Source organism: Sulfitobacter sp. CW3 (assembly GCF_019392245.1).
In the GTDB taxonomy this organism is placed as follows: Bacteria; Pseudomonadota; Alphaproteobacteria; order Rhodobacterales; family Rhodobacteraceae; genus Sulfitobacter.
The window spans coordinates 86,228-107,851 of the sequence record NZ_JAHXRL010000009.1 but is presented as its reverse complement, the minus strand read 5'-3'; the positions used below and the strand labels follow the sequence as shown (position 1 = coordinate 107,851).

25 protein-coding genes are annotated in these 21,624 nt (G+C 57.3%); 19 read left to right on the top strand and 6 right to left on the bottom strand.

Annotated elements, in window-relative coordinates; translation table 11 throughout:
• Positions 1-3: 3 nt before the first annotated feature.
• The 14 genes from KZZ06_RS17350 (at position 4) to KZZ06_RS17285 (ending at position 11,030) form a co-directional block, all read left to right on the top strand.
• Complete coding sequence (locus KZZ06_RS17350; RefSeq protein ID WP_219581309.1) at positions 4-282, top strand: type IV secretion system protein VirB3; 279 nt, start codon at positions 4-6, stop codon at positions 280-282.
• The gene (locus KZZ06_RS17345) at positions 272-2,647 is read left to right on the top strand and encodes a type IV secretion system protein B4 (RefSeq protein ID WP_219581308.1); all 2,376 of its coding nucleotides are present in this window, start codon (positions 272-274) and stop codon (positions 2,645-2,647) included. The genes KZZ06_RS17350 and KZZ06_RS17345 overlap by 11 nt, the downstream gene beginning before the upstream one ends.
• On the top strand, positions 2,644-2,829 hold the full coding sequence (locus tag KZZ06_RS17340; protein ID WP_219581307.1) for a hypothetical protein: 186 nt from the start codon (positions 2,644-2,646) through the stop codon (positions 2,827-2,829). The genes KZZ06_RS17345 and KZZ06_RS17340 overlap by 4 nt, the downstream gene beginning before the upstream one ends.
• 55 nt (positions 2,830-2,884) lie before the next feature.
• The gene (locus KZZ06_RS17335; protein ID WP_219581320.1) at positions 2,885-3,973 is read left to right on the top strand and encodes a lytic transglycosylase domain-containing protein; all 1,089 of its coding nucleotides are present in this window, start codon (positions 2,885-2,887) and stop codon (positions 3,971-3,973) included.
• A 50-nt stretch (positions 3,974-4,023) separates the two neighbouring features.
• Positions 4,024-4,788, top strand: a complete 765-nt coding sequence (locus tag KZZ06_RS17330) for a type IV secretion system protein (RefSeq protein ID WP_198362929.1) — start codon at positions 4,024-4,026, stop codon at positions 4,786-4,788.
• A gap of 115 nt (positions 4,789-4,903) precedes the next feature.
• Positions 4,904-5,557 (top strand): virB8 family protein, encoded by a 654-nt coding sequence (locus tag KZZ06_RS17325; protein WP_089423396.1) that lies wholly within the window; start codon positions 4,904-4,906, stop codon positions 5,555-5,557.
• Between the two features lie 40 nt (positions 5,558-5,597).
• Complete coding sequence (locus tag KZZ06_RS17320) at positions 5,598-6,254, top strand: TrbG/VirB9 family P-type conjugative transfer protein (protein ID WP_089423441.1); 657 nt, start codon at positions 5,598-5,600, stop codon at positions 6,252-6,254.
• Complete coding sequence (locus KZZ06_RS17315) at positions 6,251-7,645, top strand: TrbI/VirB10 family protein (protein WP_089423397.1); 1,395 nt, start codon at positions 6,251-6,253, stop codon at positions 7,643-7,645. Before KZZ06_RS17320 ends, KZZ06_RS17315 begins: the two co-directional genes overlap by 4 nt.
• A 3-nt stretch (positions 7,646-7,648) precedes the next feature.
• Complete coding sequence (locus KZZ06_RS17310; protein ID WP_089423398.1) at positions 7,649-8,635, top strand: ATPase, T2SS/T4P/T4SS family; 987 nt, start codon at positions 7,649-7,651, stop codon at positions 8,633-8,635.
• A complete protein-coding gene (locus KZZ06_RS17305; protein WP_037945128.1) occupies positions 8,632-8,835 on the top strand; it encodes a hypothetical protein in 204 nt (67 codons plus the stop codon). Before KZZ06_RS17310 ends, KZZ06_RS17305 begins: the two co-directional genes overlap by 4 nt.
• Positions 8,835-9,245: a hypothetical protein gene (locus KZZ06_RS17300; RefSeq protein ID WP_037945275.1), complete on the top strand. Its 411-nt coding sequence runs from the start codon at positions 8,835-8,837 to the stop codon at positions 9,243-9,245. Before KZZ06_RS17305 ends, KZZ06_RS17300 begins: the two co-directional genes overlap by 1 nt.
• Before the next feature lie 12 nt (positions 9,246-9,257).
• Positions 9,258-10,334 carry a type IV secretion system protein gene (locus KZZ06_RS17295; RefSeq protein WP_089423399.1) on the top strand — a complete coding sequence of 359 codons (1,077 nt, stop codon included), beginning with the start codon at positions 9,258-9,260 and terminating at the stop codon, positions 10,332-10,334.
• A 2-nt stretch (positions 10,335-10,336) separates the two neighbouring features.
• The gene (locus KZZ06_RS17290) at positions 10,337-10,501 is read left to right on the top strand and encodes a hypothetical protein (RefSeq protein WP_157729107.1); all 165 of its coding nucleotides are present in this window, start codon (positions 10,337-10,339) and stop codon (positions 10,499-10,501) included.
• 322 nt (positions 10,502-10,823) lie between these two features.
• Positions 10,824-11,030: a hypothetical protein gene (locus KZZ06_RS17285; protein WP_162797850.1), complete on the top strand. Its 207-nt coding sequence runs from the start codon at positions 10,824-10,826 to the stop codon at positions 11,028-11,030.
• Here the strand turns inward: KZZ06_RS17285 and KZZ06_RS22755 are convergent.
• The 3 genes from KZZ06_RS22755 to KZZ06_RS17270 form a co-directional block, all read right to left on the bottom strand.
• Positions 10,934-11,272, bottom strand: coding sequence for a cytochrome c (locus tag KZZ06_RS22755; protein WP_231036370.1), 339 nt, complete (start codon positions 11,270-11,272; stop codon positions 10,934-10,936). The genes KZZ06_RS17285 and KZZ06_RS22755 overlap by 97 nt on opposite strands.
• 246 nt (positions 11,273-11,518) lie before the next feature.
• A complete protein-coding gene (locus tag KZZ06_RS22710; protein WP_074637346.1) occupies positions 11,519-11,986 on the bottom strand; it encodes a DUF411 domain-containing protein in 468 nt (155 codons plus the stop codon).
• A gap of 51 nt (positions 11,987-12,037) precedes the next feature.
• Entirely contained in the window at positions 12,038-12,394 is a 357-nt protein-coding gene (locus tag KZZ06_RS17270; RefSeq protein WP_233145769.1) for a helix-turn-helix transcriptional regulator, read from the bottom strand.
• 44 nt (positions 12,395-12,438) lie between these two features.
• Here KZZ06_RS17270 and KZZ06_RS17265 point away from each other — a divergent pair, with 44 nt between their 5' ends.
• The 5 genes from KZZ06_RS17265 to KZZ06_RS17245 all read left to right on the top strand — a co-directional run bounded on the left by KZZ06_RS17265 (position 12,439) and on the right by KZZ06_RS17245 (position 16,501).
• Entirely contained in the window at positions 12,439-13,293 is an 855-nt protein-coding gene (locus tag KZZ06_RS17265; protein ID WP_028284971.1) for a cation transporter, read from the top strand.
• The gene (lspA, locus tag KZZ06_RS17260) at positions 13,290-13,799 is read left to right on the top strand and encodes a signal peptidase II (protein WP_219581306.1); all 510 of its coding nucleotides are present in this window, start codon (positions 13,290-13,292) and stop codon (positions 13,797-13,799) included. Before KZZ06_RS17265 ends, lspA begins: the two co-directional genes overlap by 4 nt.
• Positions 13,800-13,901: 102 nt before the next feature.
• Positions 13,902-14,369: a DUF411 domain-containing protein gene (locus KZZ06_RS17255; RefSeq protein WP_112313392.1), complete on the top strand. Its 468-nt coding sequence runs from the start codon at positions 13,902-13,904 to the stop codon at positions 14,367-14,369.
• 247 nt (positions 14,370-14,616) lie between these two features.
• Positions 14,617-15,138, top strand: a complete 522-nt coding sequence (locus KZZ06_RS17250) for a TRAP transporter small permease subunit (RefSeq protein WP_219581305.1) — start codon at positions 14,617-14,619, stop codon at positions 15,136-15,138.
• On the top strand, positions 15,128-16,501 hold the full coding sequence (locus KZZ06_RS17245) for a TRAP transporter large permease subunit (RefSeq protein WP_231036339.1): 1,374 nt from the start codon (positions 15,128-15,130) through the stop codon (positions 16,499-16,501). Before KZZ06_RS17250 ends, KZZ06_RS17245 begins: the two co-directional genes overlap by 11 nt.
• A gap of 188 nt (positions 16,502-16,689) precedes the next feature.
• On the opposite strand, the gene KZZ06_RS17240 is transcribed toward KZZ06_RS17245, so the two are convergent.
• From KZZ06_RS17240 to KZZ06_RS17230, 3 genes are read right to left on the bottom strand one after another with little or no spacing between them, the layout of a single operon-like run.
• Entirely contained in the window at positions 16,690-18,681 is a 1,992-nt protein-coding gene (locus KZZ06_RS17240; RefSeq protein ID WP_219581304.1) for a type IV secretory system conjugative DNA transfer family protein, read from the bottom strand.
• A gap of 8 nt (positions 18,682-18,689) precedes the next feature.
• Positions 18,690-20,951, bottom strand: a complete 2,262-nt coding sequence (locus tag KZZ06_RS17235) for a relaxase/mobilization nuclease domain-containing protein (RefSeq protein WP_219581303.1) — start codon at positions 20,949-20,951, stop codon at positions 18,690-18,692.
• A complete protein-coding gene (locus KZZ06_RS17230; RefSeq protein WP_219581302.1) occupies positions 20,938-21,519 on the bottom strand; it encodes a helix-turn-helix domain-containing protein in 582 nt (193 codons plus the stop codon). The genes KZZ06_RS17235 and KZZ06_RS17230 overlap by 14 nt, the downstream gene beginning before the upstream one ends.
• Positions 21,520-21,624: the final 105 nt, after the last annotated feature.

The following is a 21,624-nucleotide window of genomic DNA, read 5'->3' as shown; positions in this document are numbered from 1 at the left end:
ACAATGGCTGAGCGCTCTCCTCTCTTCCTCGGCCTCGTGCGTCCGCCCAAGCTTTTGGGCCTGCCCATCATGTATGCGATGGTCTGGCTCTTTGGATCGGTGCTGCTGTTCGTATGGGTCCAGCACATCGTGATCCTTGGGGTTGCGATCGTGCTCTATCCCCTCCTATGGAAAGCGGCCGATTGGGATCCCCGCTTCATCGACGTGATGATGACGGCGCTGCAGGAAACACCCCCCACCCGAAACAGGCAAATTCATGGCGGCGACAGCTATGCCCCGTGATGAAACCAGCGACGAAGCCCTCGATACCCGCACTTTGACGCCGACCTGGTTCGCGCGTGAAACGCGCCTCGCGCATATGCTGCCCTATGTCAGCTTGGTCGATGACCAAACGGTGCGCACGCGGGTGAACGAATTGTTCCAATGTATACGACTGGACGGGGTCAACAGTTATACAACCGATGATGCCTACCTCGACAAGGTCACCTCCCTGTTTGCCCGTATCGTCGCGCAGCTGGGTCCAGAATTCAGCTATTATGTCCATAAGGTCTCAAAGGCGATTGCGCCGGAGCTTGAACCCGTGCGCGCCGAGAGCTTTGCAGGCGAAGTGGATCGCCAGTGGCGCAAGAAGCTGGCAACCAGCGGGCTGCGCGACAAAACACTGACGCTCACAGTCATGCACCGTCCGCCATCCAAGAGTTTTCTTCCGTTTCTCAATCGCAGCGCACCTGAGCGCTTCAAAGAAGAAACACAAAAACGCCTTCGACGGCTGAACGAGGCCGTGAATGTCTTTGCCTCGGGGCTGGCCGATCTCAAACCGCGCGTGTTGCCTGCGAAGTCTGGTGAACTGGTTGGGTTCCTCGGGGCGCTCAATACCGGTCAGGAACTGCCGCTCTTTCCAGCCAGCACCTACGGTTTCCTATCGTTCAACGTGGCCAACACCCGTGTGACGTTTTTAGAGGATCACTTCGAGCTATCCGAAGGCGTCGTTGGCCATCGCTACGGCAAAAGTTTCACCATCGGCGAATATTCCGAGGCCACATCCTGCACGATGTTCGACATGCTGAACCTGCCAGTCGACATGATCGTCACCCATTCATTCACACCAATCAATTCCAACCTTATGGCGGGCCGGATCAAGCGCCAGAAACGGCAGATGCAGGCGTCACAGGACGCCGCCTTGTCACTGATGGAAGCGCTGGACATCGCCGCTGATGATCTTGAAGCCAAACGCCAAAGCTTCGGCGAGCACCACATGGTCGTGACGATCTTCTGCGACACGCTTGATGAGCTGCAGACCCTGAGCGCCGAGATCGTCAACGCCGCCGCTGCTGAAGGCGTGAAGATGATGGGCGAGCGGGTCGCGGCAAAAGCGCATTATCTCAGCCAACACCCCGGCAACCAACCCAAGCGCGTGCGCGCCAGTGCCATCACCAACCGCAACTTTGCAGATTTTGCAGCGTTTCATCGCACGCAACTCGGGAAAGAGGCGGGCGACGTGCCTTGGGGCAAAGTCATCACCATGCTGCCGACGCCCGAGCAAAGTGCCTATCGGTTCTCCTATCATGAGCAAGGCAGCCCAGACAAAGAACCTACCAGTGGACACACCTTAATCATGGGACGGCCGGGATCGGGCAAATCCGTCCTTTCCGCCTTCCTCATGACCCAAGCCCGTCGAGCAGGCGCGCGGATCTTCGTCTTTGATTACCGACTTGGTATGGAGATGGCTGTCCGCGCCAACGGGGGCAGCTATGCGGCTTTGAAAGCTGGACAAGCCTCCGGCCTCAATCCGCTTTGGACAGAAGTTGACGATCGCGGCACGGCTTGGCTCTCGGACTGGCTGGCCACCCTACTCTACCGTGCGGACAAGCCGCTAACGCCCGTTCAAACCAACCGTATCCAAGAGGTTGTGCGCCAGAACGCGAACGCCACAGATCCAGCTTTGCGCAATTGGAAGGACTTTGCCTCGCTCTTTGTCTCCACCGATGATGGCGGCGATTTGCACCAACGCCTGCTCGAGTGGACCAGCGATGGTCGCTATGGCTGGATATTTGGCCAATCCTTGGAAGATACGTTTTCTCTCGAGGGAGATGTGGTCGGGTTTGATCTTACTGGCATTCTCGACTCTGAGTCTGAGAAGGAACGCATGGCCGTCCTCAGCTATCTGTTCCGCCGCGTTGAGCGTGAGATTGAAGACCGCCGACCCACGATCATCATCATCGATGAGGCCTGGAAAGCCCTCGACAACGCCTACTTTGCCGAACGGCTTTCGAATTGGCTGGTGACGGCGCGCAAGCAAAACACCGTAGCTGTGATGATGACGCAGTATGCCAGCCAGTTGGAACGCACGCGCACCGGCAAGACCATCGTTGAAGCGGTGCCGACGCAAATCCTGCTACCCAACATCCGCGCCCATGCGTCTGACTACGCCATGCTGAACCTATTTGAGAAAGAACTCGACGTGTTGCTGAACACAGGCAGCAATTCACGACTTGCGCTTATTCGCGACGATCAAGGGTCCATCGTTGTTGATGCCGACCTCAGCGCACTCGGCCACAACCTCACCATCCTTGGCGGCATGGAAAAAGGCGAAGCCCTTGTTGGTGCTGACTACCGCGAACGTCCAGATTTTTGGAGACTCACATGACACGCATATTAATCCTTTTCACCGCACTCGGTATGCTCGCCTCCTGCGCACAGTATCAAGAACCTCAAGCCGATTGCTTTACGTTCCGCGCTGCTGTCGCCCCGGCCGAGCCGGTTGCTCCGGTCACACCAGATTGCATCTTTACCCCTATGAACGGGTCGGAGGGTGACGTTGAAGTCTAGTTTTGCCCTTCTGTTCTTGCTCTCAACCGCAGTCAGCTTCGCGCATGCCCAAGGTGTGCCGACGAATGATAGTGGGCTGACGGTACGCGATATTGTAGAGACGGGCGATCGAGACGTCGATCTTGCGATCCAAGCCGACAAACTTACTGTGCAGGAACTCATTGCCGAGATCGAACGCGAACAGTTGGAAACGCTGGCGCGTATCCTCGATGCACAATCAAGCTTTGGCGGCCAAGGCCTGCCCGCAATGGTGTCCGGTTTGGAATCTGGCAGTGGTGATCCTGCCCGGTCGGTGGAGGCCGTCTACGGCTCAGGCGAGGTTGATCCCAATCCCGCAGGGACGCAGATGTTTGGCGATGCAGCCCAGAATATCGAACACCTCATTATCCGCGTTGCGCAAGAGACCAGCGGCTTTGCAGGCGTCGGGCGCGCCGGTCTCTCTCCCGTCCAATGGCGCGCCCTTCTTCAAGCACTGATTTGGCAGGAAAGTCGTTTTACCATCGGTGCGCGTTCTCCCGTTGGCGCATTTGGCCTGACCCAAATCATGCCGGGCACTGCGAGCGACCTCGGGATCAATCCTGCATACTATGACAGCCCCTATTTGCAGGTACATGGCGGCGCGCGGTACTTGGCCACGCAGCTCAACACCTTTGACGGCAACATCATCAACGCGCTTGCCGCCTACAATGCAGGGCCGGGCCGCGTGTTTGAATACAGCGGCGTGCCCCCGTTCCGCGAAACACAACACTACGTCACAGTCATCCCCGAACGCTACAATCTCTATCTCAGCCGGATCGGCGGTATCGAAGCCTTGGGAACAATCGATCCAGCGCTACTGGCCAATGCCAACCTCTCGATCACAGGGCATGGCGCTGCTTTCTACGGAAACAATTCCCCTGCCGCCATCAGACAGGCCGCCTTGCGGATCCGTGACATCGTGGAGCGCATTTCCGAGACAGAGGACGTGTCGGAAAGCATGGCGCTTAACACCTACGCCCGCGCTGAACTCGTGCGCCTCGTCGCTGCCCGCATTCGCCTGCAAGCGGCAAGAACACGGGCCTTGAGCGCGGTTGAATTGGCCCAAGCCTCCGCCCGCATGGCCGAAGGCAACTTTATGAACTTTACAATCGAGGAGTTGGACTAATGCTTAGATCCAAATGGCTTTTGAAGACTGCTTTGGTTGGCACGCTTGCCATGGGGTTCCACGCGGCGTCGCCTACCTCGGTCTTCGCGCAAGGCGTTCCTGTGGTCGACACCCAGAATATCGCCCAAAATATCCAACAGCTTCGGCAGATGATCGAAGACGAGATCCTGCAAAACGAGCAGCTGACGCAGCTGCGCGAACAGCTTGCCACACTCACGGACCAACTCGCAGAGCTGCAACGCACCTATGAGGCCCTGACCCGTCTTGCCGAACTGCCGGAAATAATCCGCACTCAAATGGAGGACGAGCTTAACGGCCTCCTCGACCAAGAGTTCGGCGATATCATCGCGACCATCGAGGCTATCAAGAACGGGGACTTTTCTGGTTTGTCCGGGTCGGGCGCAGGCGAGATCGAAACCCAGATGGACCGCGTTCTGGCCGATCTTGGGTTTGATGACGATACACTATCGGAAATGGCCAGCAGCGGGAACGCAAGTGCCAATCGGATTGCGACCCAAGCCACAACTGGCGCGCTGGTCTCGGCAGCCGCCCAAAATAGCTATGGCGATGCAGGTCAATCGCTTGAGCGCGTGGACCGGCTCGTTGGCCTTATCGACGACATGGATGAGTTAAAAGAAAGCGTCGATCTCAATACGCGCGTGACGGCAGAACTTGCGATTGCGCTTGTTGCCATGTGGCAGCTTGAAGCCATTCAAACCGTCGGCGACGGCACCGGTGGTGTGATCGATGCCGCCACCATTGCCGAAGAGCAGCGGTTCATGGATTTCACCTTGCCCGATCTCAGTGCTGATTAAGGCGTTTCGAAATTGACCAGCAATATCAAATATCGGTTTTCGCGTTCGAGCGAAGCGAGAGGCAGCGAAGAACCGATTCAGTTTATTTCGAAACGCCAAGACCGAGGCGTGATGCATGGCGAGTGAACAAGACATTATTGAAGAAGAACTGGTTTACGGTGCGCTGCGTCGTGAACGTCTTTGGCAGCGGCTTGGCTTGATCGGGCTGATCTTTGGCATTCTGGGGTGTCTGAGTGCTGCGGCTGTCTCGATCCTCGATATTGATCCGCCGCCTGTCGTGGTGCCTTATGATCCCGCGACCGGCTTTGCCCTGCCGGAGGCTTCTGTCGGGGCAACGACCGTCACAGAAAACCAAGCCATTATCGAGGCGGAAGTCTTCCGCTACATTAGCGATCGCGAAGTCTACAACCAACTCGACAATGATGTTCGGGTCCGAAGTGTACTGCGCCGCTCTGATGGCGCGGCCGAAGCATCTTTGCGCCAAATCTGGAACAGTGCGAATGCAGACTATCCGCCCACGCTCTATGGCACGAGCGGCCGCTTGGATGTCGAAGTCTTAAGCATCAACCGGATCGGCACCAATCGCGCCACAGTCCGCCTGCGCAAGCGCCTGAACTCAATCAATGGCGTCCAGACCGGTCTCTTCACAGCAACCCTGCTCTTCGAGTTCCGCCCCGAGACCAGCCGCTCCATCGATCAGGTTTGGTCCAACCCCTTCGGCTTCACCGTCTTGGAATATTCCATCCGCTCCGACAGATTGGAGAACTAGTTTGCTTACAAAGTTGTTCAGTATTCTCGTGCTTGCCGTGATGCCGGGTTTGGCCATCGCTGAAGCCATTCCGCGTGGCGGACCCAATGACAGTCGCGTTCGGTTGGCGACATATCAAGAAGCGCAGGTCTACCGTCTCAGTGTGTCCCTCACACATGTGACAACAGTCGAATTCGGTGAGGGCGAGAGCATTCGCTCGGTCATTGCAGGCGACACCGAGGGTTTTGAAATCGATGGTGTGCCGGGCGGTCAGGCCTTTGCGATCAAGCCAGTTGCGCGCGGCGTCCATACCAATGTGACGGTCTATACCAACCGGCGCAGCTACTACTTCAACGTCCAAGAGGTCCAAAGCCCCACCTTCTATGTGGTCCAGTTTCGCTATCCTGATGATGACGCGAGATCGGCCCGCACAATTGCCCAGCAAGCCCCCAACTATAATTATGGAGCTAGCACGCAGGTCCAGTTCACTCCGACACGCGTCTGGGATGACGGGACGTTTACGTATTTCGCGTTTCCCCGAAATGCGCCTGTGCCAGCCATCTTCCGATACTCCAGTAGCCGTGAGCGCACGGTAAACACGCAAGCCGTCGAGGACGGTGTGATCCGCGTCTCAGGCCTGAACACGCAGTGGGTGTTGCGCCTCGGGGATGAGGTGGTTTGCATTCAAGCAACCCCACCCGCAGGGGCGTCATCATGAGCGATACAGGGGACGCAGAGCTCGAGAAACGCCTCGCCGCACTAGAACAGGGCGGAAATCGCGGGGATTCACCTAAAGCCAGACGCTCGCCCCTTCTGGCCGTCATCGTCGTCGCACTCGTTGGTGCAGGTGGCGCCGTCCTCTACATGATCTCCGGATCAGACGAAGAAACGGCGTTGCCAACAGCCACACCTGATGTGTTTCAAAATGAGGGTGACGGCTTTGGTGCGATCGAAGCCATTCCGCCGCCCCCTGCCCCGGAAACGCAAATTGTCGTAGCCCCCGCCGCACCTTCTGAGCCCAACGCAGAACTTCTTGGTCAACTGGCTGCCCTTCAGGCCCAGATCGAGGAATTGCGCAATGCGCCGGAACCGGTGGTAGAAGAAGATACGGCCGCCGCAGACGCCATTGATGGGCTAACAGCTCAGATCGCGACCTTGCAAACCGCATCGCAGGCAGCCCAACAGCTGTTTCAGGACGAACTGGCGGCGCGTGATCGCGAATTGGAACAAATCCGTATGGACTTGGAGTTGGCCCGACTTGAGGCCAATCGGCCAGTGCCTGCGCCGGTTCCTATTGGACCGTCTGAAGAAGACCTCCTTGCGCGCGAGGCAGAACGGTTGCGCCGCGAAGAGGAGGCACGTCGCATGGCTGATCTGGAGCGCCGCGCGGCAGAAGAACGTGCGTTTCAGGATCGTCGCGTTACCTCCCCTACAATTGCATTTGGCGGCACGTCAGGAGCGAACGAAACACCGCTTACCGAGCGCACATTCGGCGAAGTGACAGACTTTGTGTTGAACGGCGCGTTGCCGACCACCGTCACACAAGCCGAAGTCATCGCCAATCCTTCCAACACCATCATTCAAGGGACTATGATCCAAGCCGTGATGGAAACGGCTCTCGACAGCTCCCTGCCCGGCCAAACCCGCGCGGTCGTCTCCGAAGATGTCTTCAGCTTTGACGGATCGCGCCTTCTTATCCCACGCGGGTCGCGGCTGATCGGGCGCTATCGCTCGGGGCTAGATATTGCACAGCAGCGCGTCACCATCGCCTGGGACCGGATTATCCTGCCAGACAATCAAACCATCCGGATCAGTTCCTTTGGTGGTGATGAGCTGGGCCGTTCGGGTGTTACGGGTTTTGTCGACACCCGCTTTGATGAACGTTTCGGCTCCGCAGCACTGATTTCTCTCATCTCTGCAGCCCCGAGTGCTGCTGCGGCCTCTGTTGAAGATGAAGCCGCCGCAGATGTGCTCGAGGATGTTGGCGATGACCTGGCCGATGCCACAGACAGCGTCATTGGCGACTACCTCTCTATCGGCCCCGTTATCTATGTCGATCAAGGCGCACGTGTCACCGTCATGGTTGACCGTGATCTAGAGATCTTTTGATCCATGTCACTGAGCTATCTCCAGACCTCGCTTGATAAGCTGGACGCCGCATCCCGCAACGATGTCATCGAGATTTGTATCAATCCGGACGGCACCTGCTGGGGAGAATTTCAGGGCGATCATTTTATGCGGTTGCTGGACCAGCGGCTGTCAGAAACGGAGGTCAAAGATCTGGGCAATCAGATTGCCTCCAGTGCAAACACCACCATGAGTAAGGACAGGCCCATCGTATCGGTCTCGATTGCCTACAAAGATCGCCCGATCCGCGCACAGGTCATCACGCCGCCCGCCGTCATGTCGGCCATGTCGATCAGCTTGCGGTTCTTCTCAAGCCTTTCCCTCGAAAAAATTGAGCTGTCGTTTCTGTTTGGCAAGGAACGCAAGCTTGAAGAGGTGCGGCAAGAGAAAACCCAAGAATTGCGCGCAGTCGTGGAAGCCGGCGTGATCGACGATGCGCTGGCCTTTTGCGTTGAGAATAGGCTCAACATGATCGTCTCGGGTGGTACCTCGACAGGCAAGACCGTGGCAGCCCGCAAGATACTTTCGTATGTCGGCGCTGAGGAGCGGATCATCACGATCGAGGAGGCTGCCGAGCTTCTGCCCGCTCAACCAAACGTGGTGACGCTGATCGCAAACCGTGATGCAGCGTTCCAAACCGCAGACGTTCTCCTCACCGCGACGCTGCGCATGCGGCCGGACCGGATCATTCTTGGCGAGGTCCGCGGTAAAGAGGCCATGACCTTCCTGGAAGCCATCAACACGGGTCACGGCGGATCAATGACCACGCTACATGCCGAAACCCCGCAACTGGCGGTGCAGCGATTGGCGATCGCCGCCCTCAAAACAGAAATCCCGATGACCTATGCGGACATGGTTCGATACATCGAGAATTCCATCGACGTGATTATCCAAACCGGGCGTCACAACGGTGCGCGCGGCATCACCGAATTTTACCTCCCTGGCATGGAGCAGATTGGAGCAACCGGATGAAAACCTATGAATACGAGATCCTGTCGTTCCCGATGGATCGCAAAAATAGTCTGATTGAAATGCAGGCCGCGTTGAATGCGAAGGGCCAGATCGGGTGGGAGGTTGTCTCAATCAGCTCGTCCGAGTTTGCCAATATCGGGCACACAGCTTTCCTGAAACGTGAATCCTTCGAAGGCGCAGATGTTGGTGGTACCCGATGATGCATCGTACTATCCGTCTCACTTGGCTCACGATTGTTTTGGGGCTGACTGCACCGCCCTTGGTGGCGGAGCGTAATCTAATCCCCAGCCTCGAGAGCATTCCGGATGTCTGCTCTGAGCGCCCAAACGAACCCAATTGGATGGAGAACATCGCGCTGCGAGACGCCTACCAGCGTGTCTTGGTCCAAGACATCTATCGAGCACAGAGCATGGAGCGGGTCGTTGAGACGGGATCCTGCGACTGCGCCGCGCGCTTCCCAACTTGGGATTCAGCCGAAGGCACCTTCCGAGAAAACCATGCCGGAGCGAACCGTTCAGAAATGCTGCAAGCCTCGGACATCTACAACCGCCGCGCAAATGAACTTCGGCCTCAAGCCAAAACGATCTGCGAAGCCGCAGGCAATTGGTAGGGACATCCTGAAATGAGCGTCGTCACCTACTTCGTTGAAACCTCCCAAGGCTATCTCGACACCGCCGCCGAAACGCAATTCGGATCTGTTGCCGCTACAGTGGGTACGCTGCTCGTCCTTGGAACAACGGTCGTCGTGATCTTCGTCTTCCTGAACATGATCTACCAATACAAAGCGATGGACGGACGAACGGCGTTCTGGCTTGCGGTGAAGATCGGGTTGATTGGAATATTTGCGACCAATTGGGTGCAGTTTAATGCACTGTCATCAGCCATACTAGCTGGCATCGATAGCATCGCTGGCGCGCTTGTTGCTTCGGTTGGTGGCGGCGTGCCCGGCCCCTCCGGCACCTTCGCCGAAGAGTTTGACAGGCTCATTGCCGAGCTCGGGGAGTATCTGAATGCGGCGGGGTCGGAGCTCAACTGGATGGCGGGCGCGATGCTCGATATCGTCGGGGTCCTGATGCTGTCGATTTTAGGTGGGCTTGCGGCGTTCATTTTGGTGGCTTCGCGTCTGATGATCGCCCTGCTTATTGGCATCGCGCCGGTGATGATGTTCCTGACGCTGTTTGACGTCACCAAAGACTACTTTGCTCGGTGGCTCTCCGCGCTGATCTCTTTTGCCATTTATCCCATTGTCGTGGCAGGTGTATTTGCAACGATCACAGGTGTTGCCTCCGCATTGATCGGGGAACTTGGTGATCCTGAAGGAGCGACGAACATCGGCGCGCTCATCCCGTTTTTTATGATGGTTCTCATGGCCAAAGGATTTATCGTCGCAACGCCATTCATCGTGCGGGCGATATCGGGGAATATCATGATGCCTGCGCTGTCGGGTGGCCTGAGTGGAAGCTATGGATTTGCCCGTGCGGCCATGGGCAATCAACAGGCTTACAATCGCTATCTCGTTGGAGGTGCCAGCGGGGCAGAATACGCCGCACTCAGAGCGCGTCAGATGTTTGGAGTACAACAAATGCCACAACGGCCGGGGATGGCAAATGTGACACCCACAGGAAGCAGTCCATCGACCGGAACTGGATCGCAAATGCTGGCTCAGCTTGCGAGGCTTGGCAGATTGGGGAGACGATGAGCATGCCCGACCCAGACGCGGAAATTGTAATTAAGGAGCAGGCCGACCTATGGGCCATGTCGCATGGGTTTTCTGATGCAGACGAAATGAAGCAGTGGGGCGAGCAAATGGAACGTGAGCGCCTTGCAAAATTTGCCTTAAAAGAGGTGACTGAGAATGAACAATAGTAGAGTAGCAGATCGCCTGGGTGGCTTTATCATCGGGCTTCCAACAGTGGCATTTCCCATATGGATTGCGGGTTGGTCGCCGTGGCTGGGCGTAATTACGACGACCCTGTTTTTGGTTGTAGCCGTGTCTTACGTTTGCGGCGCTACGCCTAAATGGTTTCAACATGGAACTGCGAAGTAAGCGCAGCTTAGACAACACTTTCCGATGACGCGTTTACCTCAATATGTTGCTGATATGGGGTTCTCTGGTAGGGGCAGGACCATATATTAGTGAAACCAGCCGTTCGTGCGTGATGCAGCGAAAGAGGAAAACGAGCCCAGAGTGAGCGATGCTGCGCGCTCCACCAATGTCAGTTTTGGTGGTGATCGGCGAAATTGTGTATTTTTGGAAGCACCGCCAAAAGCTCTACAAAGTGTTCGCGGTGCGCGGTATCACGGGAACCCCGCACGCATGTATGCGATGATTTTCCAGATTTCTTCTTCAGTCAGCGCTTCCCTGAAGGCTGGCATTTCTGTTCCGAAGCGCTGACCGCCCTCAGAAATTGCCCAGAGCAGATACTCGTCTCCCGACATCGGCATCTGAACAAACCATCTAAGGAGAGCCGGAGAAGGCACGAGAGACCGACCGGCCTCACCATCCCCGAGACCCTCGGCTCCATGACAACTTGCGCAGTTCGCTGTGTATAGCGTCTGGCCTTCCGCGATAACTTCAGGCGTCGCGCGAATAGTGCTCCGAGCGCCCCGATAAGCTGCGGGCACGCACTCGTTCATGTAAGTCCAATGTCGTTGCATGCGCTGTTGCTGGCCCGGACCCATGTTGCCGTGTCCCCAGCCAGGCATGCGTTCAGACCACATGTGGTTCGGTCCCATTGGCCCGTGACCCCACCCAATCGCCTCGCTGCTGCTGTGCGAAGGCTACAGTAGCAGAGATCATACACACCGCAACCATACCAAAATAGCGTGATTTATGCTGCTTCATAGTCTTCTCCTTATGGTTTCCGATCAATGAAATTGCCGTCAGGCTGCTTCGTAACTCGTGAACACTTCGGTGTTACCGTCGCGCCGGATCAGAAATACATCGTAGGCTTCACGCTGATCTTCTGGCCCCATTCCGTGTGATCCATAGGGCATGCCGGGAACGGCGAGACCGACTGCGTCTCGGCGTTCGTCCAGAAGGCGACGAATGTCTGCTGCGGGCACATGGCCCTCGATCATATAGCCTTCGATCTCGCCTGTGTGGCACGATATCATCTCTTGGGGGATGCCATTGTCCAACTTGTGTCGGACCAGCAGTGTTCCAAAGCTGCGCTCCTCGGTCACACGGAAGCCTTCAGCCCGAAGAATATCAGCCCAAACCCGGCAACAGCTGCAATTCGGGTCCTTAAGAACGTGGATCGACGGAGCTCCCTGCGCAATCGCGGCGAAGGGTGCAATGCTGGTAAGACCTACAGCGGCTATAATAATTTGACGGCGCGTTACATCAATATCAGTCGTCCTTTAGCTCTGTCCTAGTCTATTTCATCGCTTAGTGGCTGCTTATCTCCCGCGATAGTTGTCGCAGGCCTCAACGCCCCCTGCGACCACATCGAGAAGTGCGTCCACATCGCTCAACAGCGTTGCGATACGTGCGCTACTGATACGGTAGCGGATGAAGCGCCCATCTCGGTCGCTGTTAACTAGCCCGCACTCCAACAAGCATCGCAAGTGGTTGGATACGTTTGGTTGTGATAGTCCCGTACGCTCGACGAGTTCGTGAACAACCAGCGGCTCCCCGCACAGCGCGCCGAGAATAGACAAGCGGCTTGGGTCGGCAAAGCCGCGAAATAGTTTTGCGCGTTGTTCAATGGTACCGACCTTGCGGTCCACAACGATCTGCGTCATATCATTGCTCACTGATATATTATCCTTTGATCCACTTTAGCAGGAGAACTGCGATCATGGCCAACGCTGATAGCACCGGTTCGGCGGCAGATATCCCATCCTTCCGTTACCGCGTTTCCGGTATGGATTGCGCCAAGGATGCCGCCCAGATCGAGCGGGCGGCGCAATCTGCAGGTATCGCGCCTGACGCCGTGAAAGTGTCTACTGCAACGCACATAATGACTTTGACAGCTCCCGAAGCGCGCTTGCCGGAAATTGAAAAAGCCGTCGAGACAACAGGGTATGGGTTTGACCGCATCGAGAGCGACGAAGATATTCAGCAAGGTGCGGCCCATCAGGACCCTGGCTATCGCCGCGCGCTCTGGATCGTTGTGATCCTGAATGTTGGTTATGGCGTTCTTGAAATGATCGGCGGGTTCATTGCCGGGTCACAGGCCGTGAAGGCCGACGCGTTGGATTTCATCGGCGACGGCGCAATCACCTTCCTCGGCCTGTTGGCCATCGGCTGGAGCCTCGCTTGGCGAGCGCGGTCGGCTCTGATCCAGGGCATCTTCCTCGGCCTGCTTGGTCTTGGAGTCTTTGGCACGACCATCATAAGGGCATTCGAGCCGACAACCCCAGACGCCACTTTGATGGGGATTCTGGGCCTGATTGCTCTTGTGATAAATGTCATCTCCGTGCTGCCGTTGCTGCGGTACCGCAAGGGCGACGCGAACATGCGCGCTGTCTGGCTGTTCTCGCGCAACGACGCCATCGGCAACGCCGCAGTCGTTATCGCCGCCGGGCTGGTGGTTTGGCTAGGCAGCGCATGGCCCGATCTCATCGTAGCCTTCGGGATCGCCGGACTGTTCCTGCACTCGTCATGGGCGATCATCCGCGACGCGCGGGCCGATCTGAAGGCGGTGGCATGAACAGCCGCGTTCTCGGTGGGCTTTGCGCCATCGCCGCGTTTGGTGTTGATCAGGGCACCAAGGCTCTTGCCCTGAACTCCCCGGCGCTTGAGAACGGGGTCGAGGTTCTGCCCTTTCTCAACCTCGTGCGGGTTTTGAACGATGGGGTCAGCTTCGGTATGCTCGGCGGGGTCGTACCCTGGTGGGGTCTGGTCGCACTTGCTGCCGTGGTCGTGGCATGGCTGCTGATCTGGCTGTGGAAGGCTCCGGACAGGCTGACAGGTGCGGCGCTCGGTCTGATCATCGGAGGCGCGCTTGGCAATATCCTTGACCGTCTGCGCTATCAGGCCGTCCCTGACTTTCTCGACTTCCACTACGGGTCATACCACTGGCCGTCCTTCAACTTGGCTGACGTGGCGATCTTTTGTGGGGCAGCATTGCTGTTCTGGGACAGCTTTCGCGCGACGAAAGGTAAGCCGGGACATCAGGTACAAGACCAACGCGAGGGAAATATCACGGGGAGATAAACGATGTCCGGCATACCATCCGCAAAGGGCTTCGACAGCACGTTCGCCCAACTGCGCAACCCAAGGCCCGCACAAGACATGCCATCCAAAAGGAGAAATGCGATGCACATAACGCGCCGCCAAATTTTGACCGCCGTCGCTGGCATTGCCAGCGCCGCGCCGCTTGCGGCATTTGCGCAAGTTGCACCAACAATCCACGTTCTCAAAGACCCTAATTGCGGCTGCTGTCGCGCCTGGGTCGCCATTCTTAGGCAGGAGGGCTTTCGCGTCACCGAGGAGCGGAGCTTTGGGACTCTTATGATGCGTCACAAGCTGGACAACGGCATCCCGCAAAGAATGATATCGTGCCACACGGGCGAGATTGAGGGTTACATGATCGAAGGGCACGTGCCGGTCGCCGACATCCGCCGCCTGTTGGCTGAACGGCCAGATGCTGTCGGTCTCGCTGTTCCTGGCATGCCCTATGGGTCGCCTGGAATGGGCCCAGAAGATCAGCGTGAAGCTTATGATGTGTTCTTGATCCGCCGGGATGGTAGCAGCGAGGTCTTTACGAGCTATTCCGCAGCTTAGAACTCGAATGAACTCTGGGCCAGAGGCTTTATGAGAAATGACCGTTTTGATTGTGTCCTTCTGATGGAACTTATCCAAAAACGGTGATGCACGTTCCGATCTGAAGGCGGCGGCATGAACAGCCACATTCTGGGTGGGTTCCGCGCAACGGAAGACACACCGGAAAAGCCCGAACAAAGGCCACCGCAAGGGGAATATCAAGGCAGATAACAGCTAACAGGCAAAGTATTTTGGGAAAGGACTAGGCTTGAGATTTTGGGATTGGATTGACCTTGGCATTCGCGGCATCGGCGTCGTGACTGCATGGCTGACCGTTGTTTCGATTGCCGCTTATGGCGCGCTTCAGATGCTGGATCGCAAGCTACACCTTGGCGTGTCGAGCTATTTGCCGGACCTGTCCACGTCACTGCTGTTCATCCTGATTTTCTTGACCTTTGGGTATACCTATCTGCGCGACGGTCACGTGCGCGTTGATGTTCTTCGCAGACATTGGTCCGCCCGCCGCATTGCTTGGATCGAACTGATTGGCGGCCTTTTTGTCCTTCTGCCGCTTGCTGCCATCCTGACCTACTACGGATGGGACGGTTTGATGCGCACCACGAAATACGCGGAAACCCAGTTGTGGGCACAACGCATTGCCGGGGTCATCGGCCCCATCTTGCTGGCTCTTGCCGGGATGATCGTAGCCCTTCGCAACATCGCCTTTCTGACAGGGAGACGTGCGCAAGGTGCACCGGAACAAGCAAGCGGCCTGCACAATGGTGAATGAGGTCTTCACGGTTGCCATGCTTGTCGTGATGGCCATCGGGGTCTTCAGCGGCTTTCCGGTGGCTCTGGTGCTCGCGGGGACAGGCTTCTTGGGGTTTGTGGCTGCGGTTTGGGTGGGGATCACTGATTTTCAGCATCTGGGGCTGATCTACCTGCGAGCCCGTGGTGTACTGACCAATGAATCCGTCCAATTCACCAGCGTTCCAATGCTGATTTTTCTTGGCCTGATCCTGAATGCCAGCGGCGTTGCCGAAACCATGTTTCGCTTGCTGGGGCGTCTTCTGACAGGCGTTCCCGGTCGCTACGCCATTGCGACTTTGCTGATCGGCCTCGTTCTTGCGCCCGCCGCCGGGGTGATCGGTGCTTCCGTCATAACTGTGGCGTTGGTGGCCTATGCCCCGATGATGGCGTCGGGCTACGCACCGCGAACCGCAGGAGGCGCTGTCGCAGCTTCTGGAGCATTGGGTGTCGTGTTCCCGCCAGCCGTGATGCTGTTCTTCATCTCGAACGTGTTCTATCTGCGCATCGGATTGATGTATGTGGCCCTCATCGTACCTGTGCTTCTGATGGTCATGGCCTTCGCGGTCTACTTTGCGGTCACCTTGAGAAAAACGGTCGAAATCCCGCTGGACGCACCCAAGACCAATCTTGTGTCAGACCTCTTGTTTGTACTCGCGTCTGTCGCGGTTATCGCATCCATTCCGCTCAGCATCATTCTGGGCTTTGCGACACTAACAGAGGCGGCTGGAGTAGGGGTGTTTGGCGCGCTTTTGGTTGCTCTGGCGCGAAAGCGTCTGTCTTTCTCGTCGTTAAACTCTGTCACGGTGCAGACAAGCACGATGACGTCGATGGTCTTCTTCATCGTACTTGGCGCATCGGTGTTTTCGCTCAGTTTCCACCTCGTTGGTGGACCAAATGTGATCTTCGACTGGATATCCGCATTCGATCTCACCCGGTGGGAACTGTTGGCCATGCTCCTTGGCGTGATCATCATACTTGGGTTTGTTTTTGACTGGATCGAGGTGCTGCTGGTCTTTGTACCCGTACTGATGCCGATTATTTCAGAGCTCGACTTCGCAGATCACGTCGGCTCTGCCTACTTTGCACAAATCTGGATCGCTGGCCTGATAGCCTTGGCGTTGCAGACGTCTTTTCTGACGCCCCCTTTCGGTTATGCCCTGTTCTTTGCCAAGATGGCCGCACCGAAGGGTATCAATCTGTCTGATATCTATCGCGGAGCGGTACCCCTTGTTGCCATTGAGATTGCATTGATCGCGGCGCTGATCTCGTTTCCTCAGCTTATCACTTGGCTGCCCGAAATGGCCCTTGGGGATGCCGATGCGCCGCAATTGATACAGCGGTGAGTGATGTAGCCTGCAGCGGGGGAAAGCATTCCCTTGTGGGTTCTCTAGGTTTAACCGTTTTTTCGGATTGAGCTGAAGCGGCCACTGGCGCAGCCGCAGCGAAATGGTGCTTAGTCCCGCTCTGCCGTCCTTCAAATCTGGTGCGGCGAACGACTGGTTCGGTGAATTACGCGCGCTCAATGGTTGCGTTACTCCTGATCCATCTCCGCCTGCTTCAACTGGTCTTCCAGCCCTCCCAGATCATCCACCGCCAGATCGAGACGATCTCGGTCGCCACCGTCGCGTTCCTCAAGTTGCATTTCGCCTTGATCGGCAAAGTTCATTTCCTGCTGTCGTTGCCCTTCTTCGACAACGACTTGAACAGCCCACGAACGTTTTTTGAGGCGAGAGGCCGATTTAGCAGCACTCATCTCCTGCGGGCCATTTGAGCGCTCCCCAGGCCTATGAGGCTGAGCGCCAATGCCGTCTCGTTTCGAACTCTGCCCTGAACCTCCCGATTCAGAGCCTGATCCATCTGCCCCACCTCCTCCCATCACTGGAAAAGGCAGCTCCCCCCTCTGCGCCCCATGGATCGCCGCAAACAGCCGATCATCAAAATACTGGATCCGTTTCGCCCGCACTGGCATCTGCGCATCCACAACCATAATAATTTCATCGAGCGGCAACCGGCGCGCTTCATCTTCGGGCAATAGAGAAGTTTCTTCTGTCCGTGTGGACTGACTCCGCCCCTCGAACGGGTTCTTACCGATGGATCGCGACCGCGTGATGACCGTCTTTGTCGTCTTGCCCACGGCTTTACTCAACTCCTCAATGGTCTTTTCATCCGAAGGGGTGAGATAGAGCTTTACGCCTGCGTTGCCCTGCAACGCGCGGCGGGTATTTTCACCATAGATCTCATCGAGGGCGGGGATGGTTTGAGTCACAACCGCCAAGTGACCACGGTAAGTGCGCAGGGTTTCAATGCTCTCGACCACAATCGGCATTTTGCCAAGACGGTTGAACTCATCGAGCATGATCATCACGGGCCAGGGCTCATCTTTGCTCGGTTCCTTCTCTTGCATCGCCGAGAGAAGGTCTGAGAAAAACAATCGGATCAGCGGCGCGAGTGGCTTCACCATCAGAGGCTGCACGACCAAATACACAGTGAATGGCTTTTTGCGGATCGTGCGGAAATCAAAGTCGGAAACCTGCGTTGCCTCGTCAATCGCGGGGTTCTGCCATTGATCCAGACCTGACGTCATCAGAAGCGAGACATAAGACGTCAGCGTATCGTTGTTGGTGGACGCCAGCCGCGTAAAGATCAGCTTTGCAGCTTTGTTGTCAATCTCGTGGCTCCGCGCCACATATTCTTTCTGCTTGTTGCCACCCGAGGCCGCGATCCGGTAGATCTCGCCCAGGTTCGGCTTCTTGCGCTGGAAGGCCAGCAAGCCTGCCGCCACGAAGAGATCGATACCGCCCTTCAGAAGACCCTGCACACGGTCATTGTCGCTTTGCAGGAACAGGGTCGCCAGTAACTGCAATTCCATCTGCTGACGTGCGGGGTCTTTCAGTTCATAGATGCGCAAAAGCGGATTGTAGCGATGCGCCCGCTTGCCTTCCCAGTCCGTGGGCGCAAAGCGGTAGACCTTGTCGCCCTGGGCGGCACGGTGACGCGCCGTGGCTTCAAAACACTCGCCCTTTACATCCAACGTGACGGCAGACCCCTGCCATGTGAGCAGGTTCGGGATCACAAAGCCGCTGGTTTTACCGCGCCCCGTTGGTGCCACGATCAGGGCATGGGGAAAAACCTTAGAGGTGATGTAGCGGGCCCGCGACTTTGGGCTGCCCAATTTGCCCAGAATAAACCCGGTGCCGGGCTTTCCAAAGAACCCGTTGGCTTTCATCTCGCCGCGCTTTTGCCAATGGGTCTGGCCAAAGCGTGTGAGGGCGGAGCCGGACATCGCAAGGCTCATCATCAGCCCGGCGACGGCAGCACCGCCGATGATCAAGTTGATCAACTGGAAATCATCCGGCCGTCTGTCTCTGATCCAGAGGTAGTTCTGCGCGATATATCCAAAATCGATATCGGCGCTGAACCCAAGTGCCTTAAAGGTCAGCACAGCCGAGGCAATGGTGTAGCCCATCGCGCCTGCCACCAAAGTCACGAGAACCACCCCGATGGCTATCCGCAGCCTGCCCATGGATCCACTCAATGGACCTGGCCCCGCTCCGTCTCGCCGTCCACGTCTGCCGCGCGGTGTCTCTCGACTTCAACGTCTGCCAACTCGTCGACAACCTGTCGCAACGCCTCCGAGTTTGCCGTCGCCGCATCCGATTGCAAATAGACCTTTGCGGCATAGAGCCGGTCGAGGCGATCTTCGATGACATTTTCCAAAGCGTCGCTGTCGCCCTCCTTCAGACGATCCAGATGCCCATCATCAAGAACCCGCGCTATCTCTTTGCGGAACCCCTCGCGATCAGACTGGGTTTCGAAGGGCGATGACAGCTCTCCCGCCAGTTCATGGGCGAGAACACGGGACAGTTCGGGCGTCTCATCCCGGTCCGTCTCGCGCTCCGTGAGGTTTTCCTCCCGTTCAGCGTCGCGCGCTTCATAGACACGCGCGTATGTGTCGCCGAGGCCCTCCGCCAGCTGCTCGGGCATATCAGGATACCGGACCTGCAGATCGCGGGCCACGGAAACTGAGATTGGCGTCCTGCTGTGTGCGCCCAAACGCGCAGCTTCAACCTCAACGATAACCCGCTCTGCAGCGGCCCGATCTACGATCACCGCCCTGCCCTCCTCATCCGTGCGGATCACATCGGTCGGGCGTGCAATCAGCTCTGGATGGTCGCGCAGATAGTCCCGCTGTTCGTCCTCCAAACGCTCTACGGCACGGCTTTCGATCACCGCTTCGTCCCGATCTTTAGTCCCGGCTTCAATTCGAGTCTCGATGCGAACGGCATTGGCAGTCGTTTCAATCTGGGCCTCAGTCACATGCGCCTGCACCTCTCGGGCGTCTTCAATGACCCCGTCACGGCGCAGAACGCCCTCCCGCTCCAACATGGTCCCCAGCTGCACATGCACATCATTGAGAACATCCCGCGCCTGTTCCAAATCCGCACGGCGCTCAAGGTTCAGATCCTTCGCCTCGGCCACCTTGGACAGGTCATCCGCGATCCATTGATGCTCAAGGGCCGCGTTTTGCGCTCCTGTTTCTATGCGAGCCACAACTTGCGCTGTGCTGATCCCCGTGCCGCGCAACGCCGCATCGACGCGGGCGCACACCCGTGGGTCAGATAGACGCTCCAACTGGCCTTGTTGAATATTGGCCTCAGAATAGACTCCACCTTCTGACGGGACCTCCGAGAGGGAATTGGACCGTAGCCCGAGCGGCTGCATATGCTGCACCCGCCCTTGAATTGCGTTGAGGGACTTCTCCAGCGCGGGCCGCTCCGCATCCGGCTTTGCCGCGATCAGGTTTGTGATGTTGGCGACCTTTTCCGCGTAACGGCTGCGCAGATACTCGAATGACTCATCTTCGGCCATGTAAATGCCTCCTGCGGTTTCAACGTGACCACCCTTTGCCAAAACCTCCCCCGCACGGAACAGCACTTCGGCAATATCCTCGCGGTTCTCAGAGGACGCCTCGGCAGCCAGCGAGTGGAACATGATTTTGGTGTTTGCTATCTCGGCAAGCGTGCGGGTCAGATCTTTGCCCACACGTTCACGCTCCATTGGCGTCCTGCCTTCTTCCTTGGCGGCATAAATCTCGCGAGTGCGGGGAGGGTAATGTACCTCGCCGCGATCAACCCGCCGCGTGGCTTCCAGCCGCACGCCATACTTTTCCGCTTCCTCGACCATCGCCAAGCGAAAGTCGTCGTAGTTGAACCGGTGGTTGCGCGCCAAATAGAAGAACTCACCCTCTTGCGAGCGGCGGTTCAAAACGAGGTGCGCATGCGGGTGGTCGCGGTCCTCATGCACCGCAATGATGTAATCGAAGTGCCCCTCATCGGTTTGGAAGAACCGCTCGGCCACGTCGGTCGCGATGTCGCGCACATCCTCTCCGCGCGTGCCAATCGGGAAGGACATTAGCAGATGCGTGGTCTGCCCGAGCTTGGGTTTGAAGCCGCCGTCCCACCGCTTGGCAAAACGCTCTGTCAGGTCTTTGATCTCGCCGCGATCAAGCTTGGATTTGCCATCCAGGAACCCGCTGCTGTCGACGATGTGGGTGGACTTCGTCGTGAGATATTCGAGCTGGTTGGACAGCTGGGATTTGTTCTGCGTCCCACCCCCCCGGATCGCCTTGAACACGGCTGCCCGATGTCCCGCAGCGGCGCGCACCATCTGCTTTTGCTTGGAGACATGCAGACCTTGCATCGAGCCTCGGATCCGGCTCCACCCATCGCGGAACACCTCACCCGTAACAGCGTCTACCGCAGCGGCGGCCCGTGTCGCATCATTCAGCCGCATGCGCAAACTCCCTCAAAGCGGCTGTCGCTTCCAGCTGCATCGCATCCCGACGGCGGCGCACAAGCAGGTCAATCTCGTCTGCACTGTCGAGGATGAAGCGCGCCAACCCGCGCATCTGCGCAAGCCGCAACTCGGAGAATTCGGGGCCAGATCCCTGCCCCGCCCGATTGGCCTTTTGCATCTGCTTGGCAATCTGGGCGACACCGTTTCCAACGTCATTCAAGGAGGCGCGATAGCGCGCCATCTCTGCCGCCAACGATGTGTCCGCCACAAAGGTGCCACCTGCCGCTTGCATCAAACGGCGCAGCCCTTCCGAGCGCGTCTCGATCCCCGCTGACGCAAGCACCGCATCGAATGCATCCATCTCCTCAGATGTCACTTTCACACTCACCGCCAAGACCGGCACGGCGGTATCGCGCTGGCGCTCTGCGTCACTCTTCACTGCGTATTGAACCGCCCGGGGCGTCACCCCGAACCGCTGTGCAAGCACGGACGTTGGCACTCCGTCCGCAGCTTCACGCACGATCTCCATGCGTTGCGCATCCGTGAGACGTTTTGAGCGAGACATGCGAAGAAAGACCCCCTATTTCCTGCCACCTTCATACAAGGCTGCACCTACCATACGAAACTATACTAATCTGTCAATAATATACTTACGGTGATTAAGGGCGCA

What these genes read in the sequence shown, in the direction of transcription:
- KZZ06_RS17320 (WP_089423441.1), top strand. Translation starts at nt 5,598, where the DNA reads ATGCCGGGTTTGGCCATCGCTGAAGCCATTCCGCGTGGCGGACCCAAT.
- KZZ06_RS17310 (WP_089423398.1), top strand. Translation starts at nt 7,649, where the DNA reads ATGTCACTGAGCTATCTCCAGACCTCGCTTGATAAGCTGGACGCCGCA.
- KZZ06_RS17265 (WP_028284971.1), top strand. Translation starts at nt 12,439, where the DNA reads ATGGCCAACGCTGATAGCACCGGTTCGGCGGCAGATATCCCATCCTTC.
- KZZ06_RS17245 (WP_231036339.1), top strand. Translation starts at nt 15,128, where the DNA reads ATGGTGAATGAGGTCTTCACGGTTGCCATGCTTGTCGTGATGGCCATC.
- KZZ06_RS17305 (WP_037945128.1), top strand. Translation starts at nt 8,632, where the DNA reads ATGAAAACCTATGAATACGAGATCCTGTCGTTCCCGATGGATCGCAAA.
- KZZ06_RS17295 (WP_089423399.1), top strand. Translation starts at nt 9,258, where the DNA reads ATGAGCGTCGTCACCTACTTCGTTGAAACCTCCCAAGGCTATCTCGAC.
- KZZ06_RS17290 (WP_157729107.1), top strand. Translation starts at nt 10,337, where the DNA reads ATGCCCGACCCAGACGCGGAAATTGTAATTAAGGAGCAGGCCGACCTA.
- KZZ06_RS17340 (WP_219581307.1), top strand. Translation starts at nt 2,644, where the DNA reads ATGACACGCATATTAATCCTTTTCACCGCACTCGGTATGCTCGCCTCC.
- KZZ06_RS17350 (WP_219581309.1), top strand. Translation starts at nt 4, where the DNA reads ATGGCTGAGCGCTCTCCTCTCTTCCTCGGCCTCGTGCGTCCGCCCAAG.
- KZZ06_RS22755 (WP_231036370.1), bottom strand. Translation starts at nt 11,272, where the DNA reads ATGAACGAGTGCGTGCCCGCAGCTTATCGGGGCGCTCGGAGCACTATT.
- KZZ06_RS17240 (WP_219581304.1), bottom strand. Translation starts at nt 18,681, where the DNA reads ATGGGCAGGCTGCGGATAGCCATCGGGGTGGTTCTCGTGACTTTGGTG.
- KZZ06_RS17235 (WP_219581303.1), bottom strand. Translation starts at nt 20,951, where the DNA reads ATGCGGCTGAATGATGCGACACGGGCCGCCGCTGCGGTAGACGCTGTT.
- KZZ06_RS17230 (WP_219581302.1), bottom strand. Translation starts at nt 21,519, where the DNA reads ATGTCTCGCTCAAAACGTCTCACGGATGCGCAACGCATGGAGATCGTG.
- KZZ06_RS17315 (WP_089423397.1), top strand. Translation starts at nt 6,251, where the DNA reads ATGAGCGATACAGGGGACGCAGAGCTCGAGAAACGCCTCGCCGCACTA.
- KZZ06_RS17325 (WP_089423396.1), top strand. Translation starts at nt 4,904, where the DNA reads ATGGCGAGTGAACAAGACATTATTGAAGAAGAACTGGTTTACGGTGCG.
- KZZ06_RS17300 (WP_037945275.1), top strand. Translation starts at nt 8,835, where the DNA reads ATGCATCGTACTATCCGTCTCACTTGGCTCACGATTGTTTTGGGGCTG.
- KZZ06_RS17330 (WP_198362929.1), top strand. Translation starts at nt 4,024, where the DNA reads ATGGGGTTCCACGCGGCGTCGCCTACCTCGGTCTTCGCGCAAGGCGTT.
- KZZ06_RS17345 (WP_219581308.1), top strand. Translation starts at nt 272, where the DNA reads ATGCCCCGTGATGAAACCAGCGACGAAGCCCTCGATACCCGCACTTTG.
- KZZ06_RS17255 (WP_112313392.1), top strand. Translation starts at nt 13,902, where the DNA reads ATGCACATAACGCGCCGCCAAATTTTGACCGCCGTCGCTGGCATTGCC.
- lspA (WP_219581306.1), top strand. Translation starts at nt 13,290, where the DNA reads ATGAACAGCCGCGTTCTCGGTGGGCTTTGCGCCATCGCCGCGTTTGGT.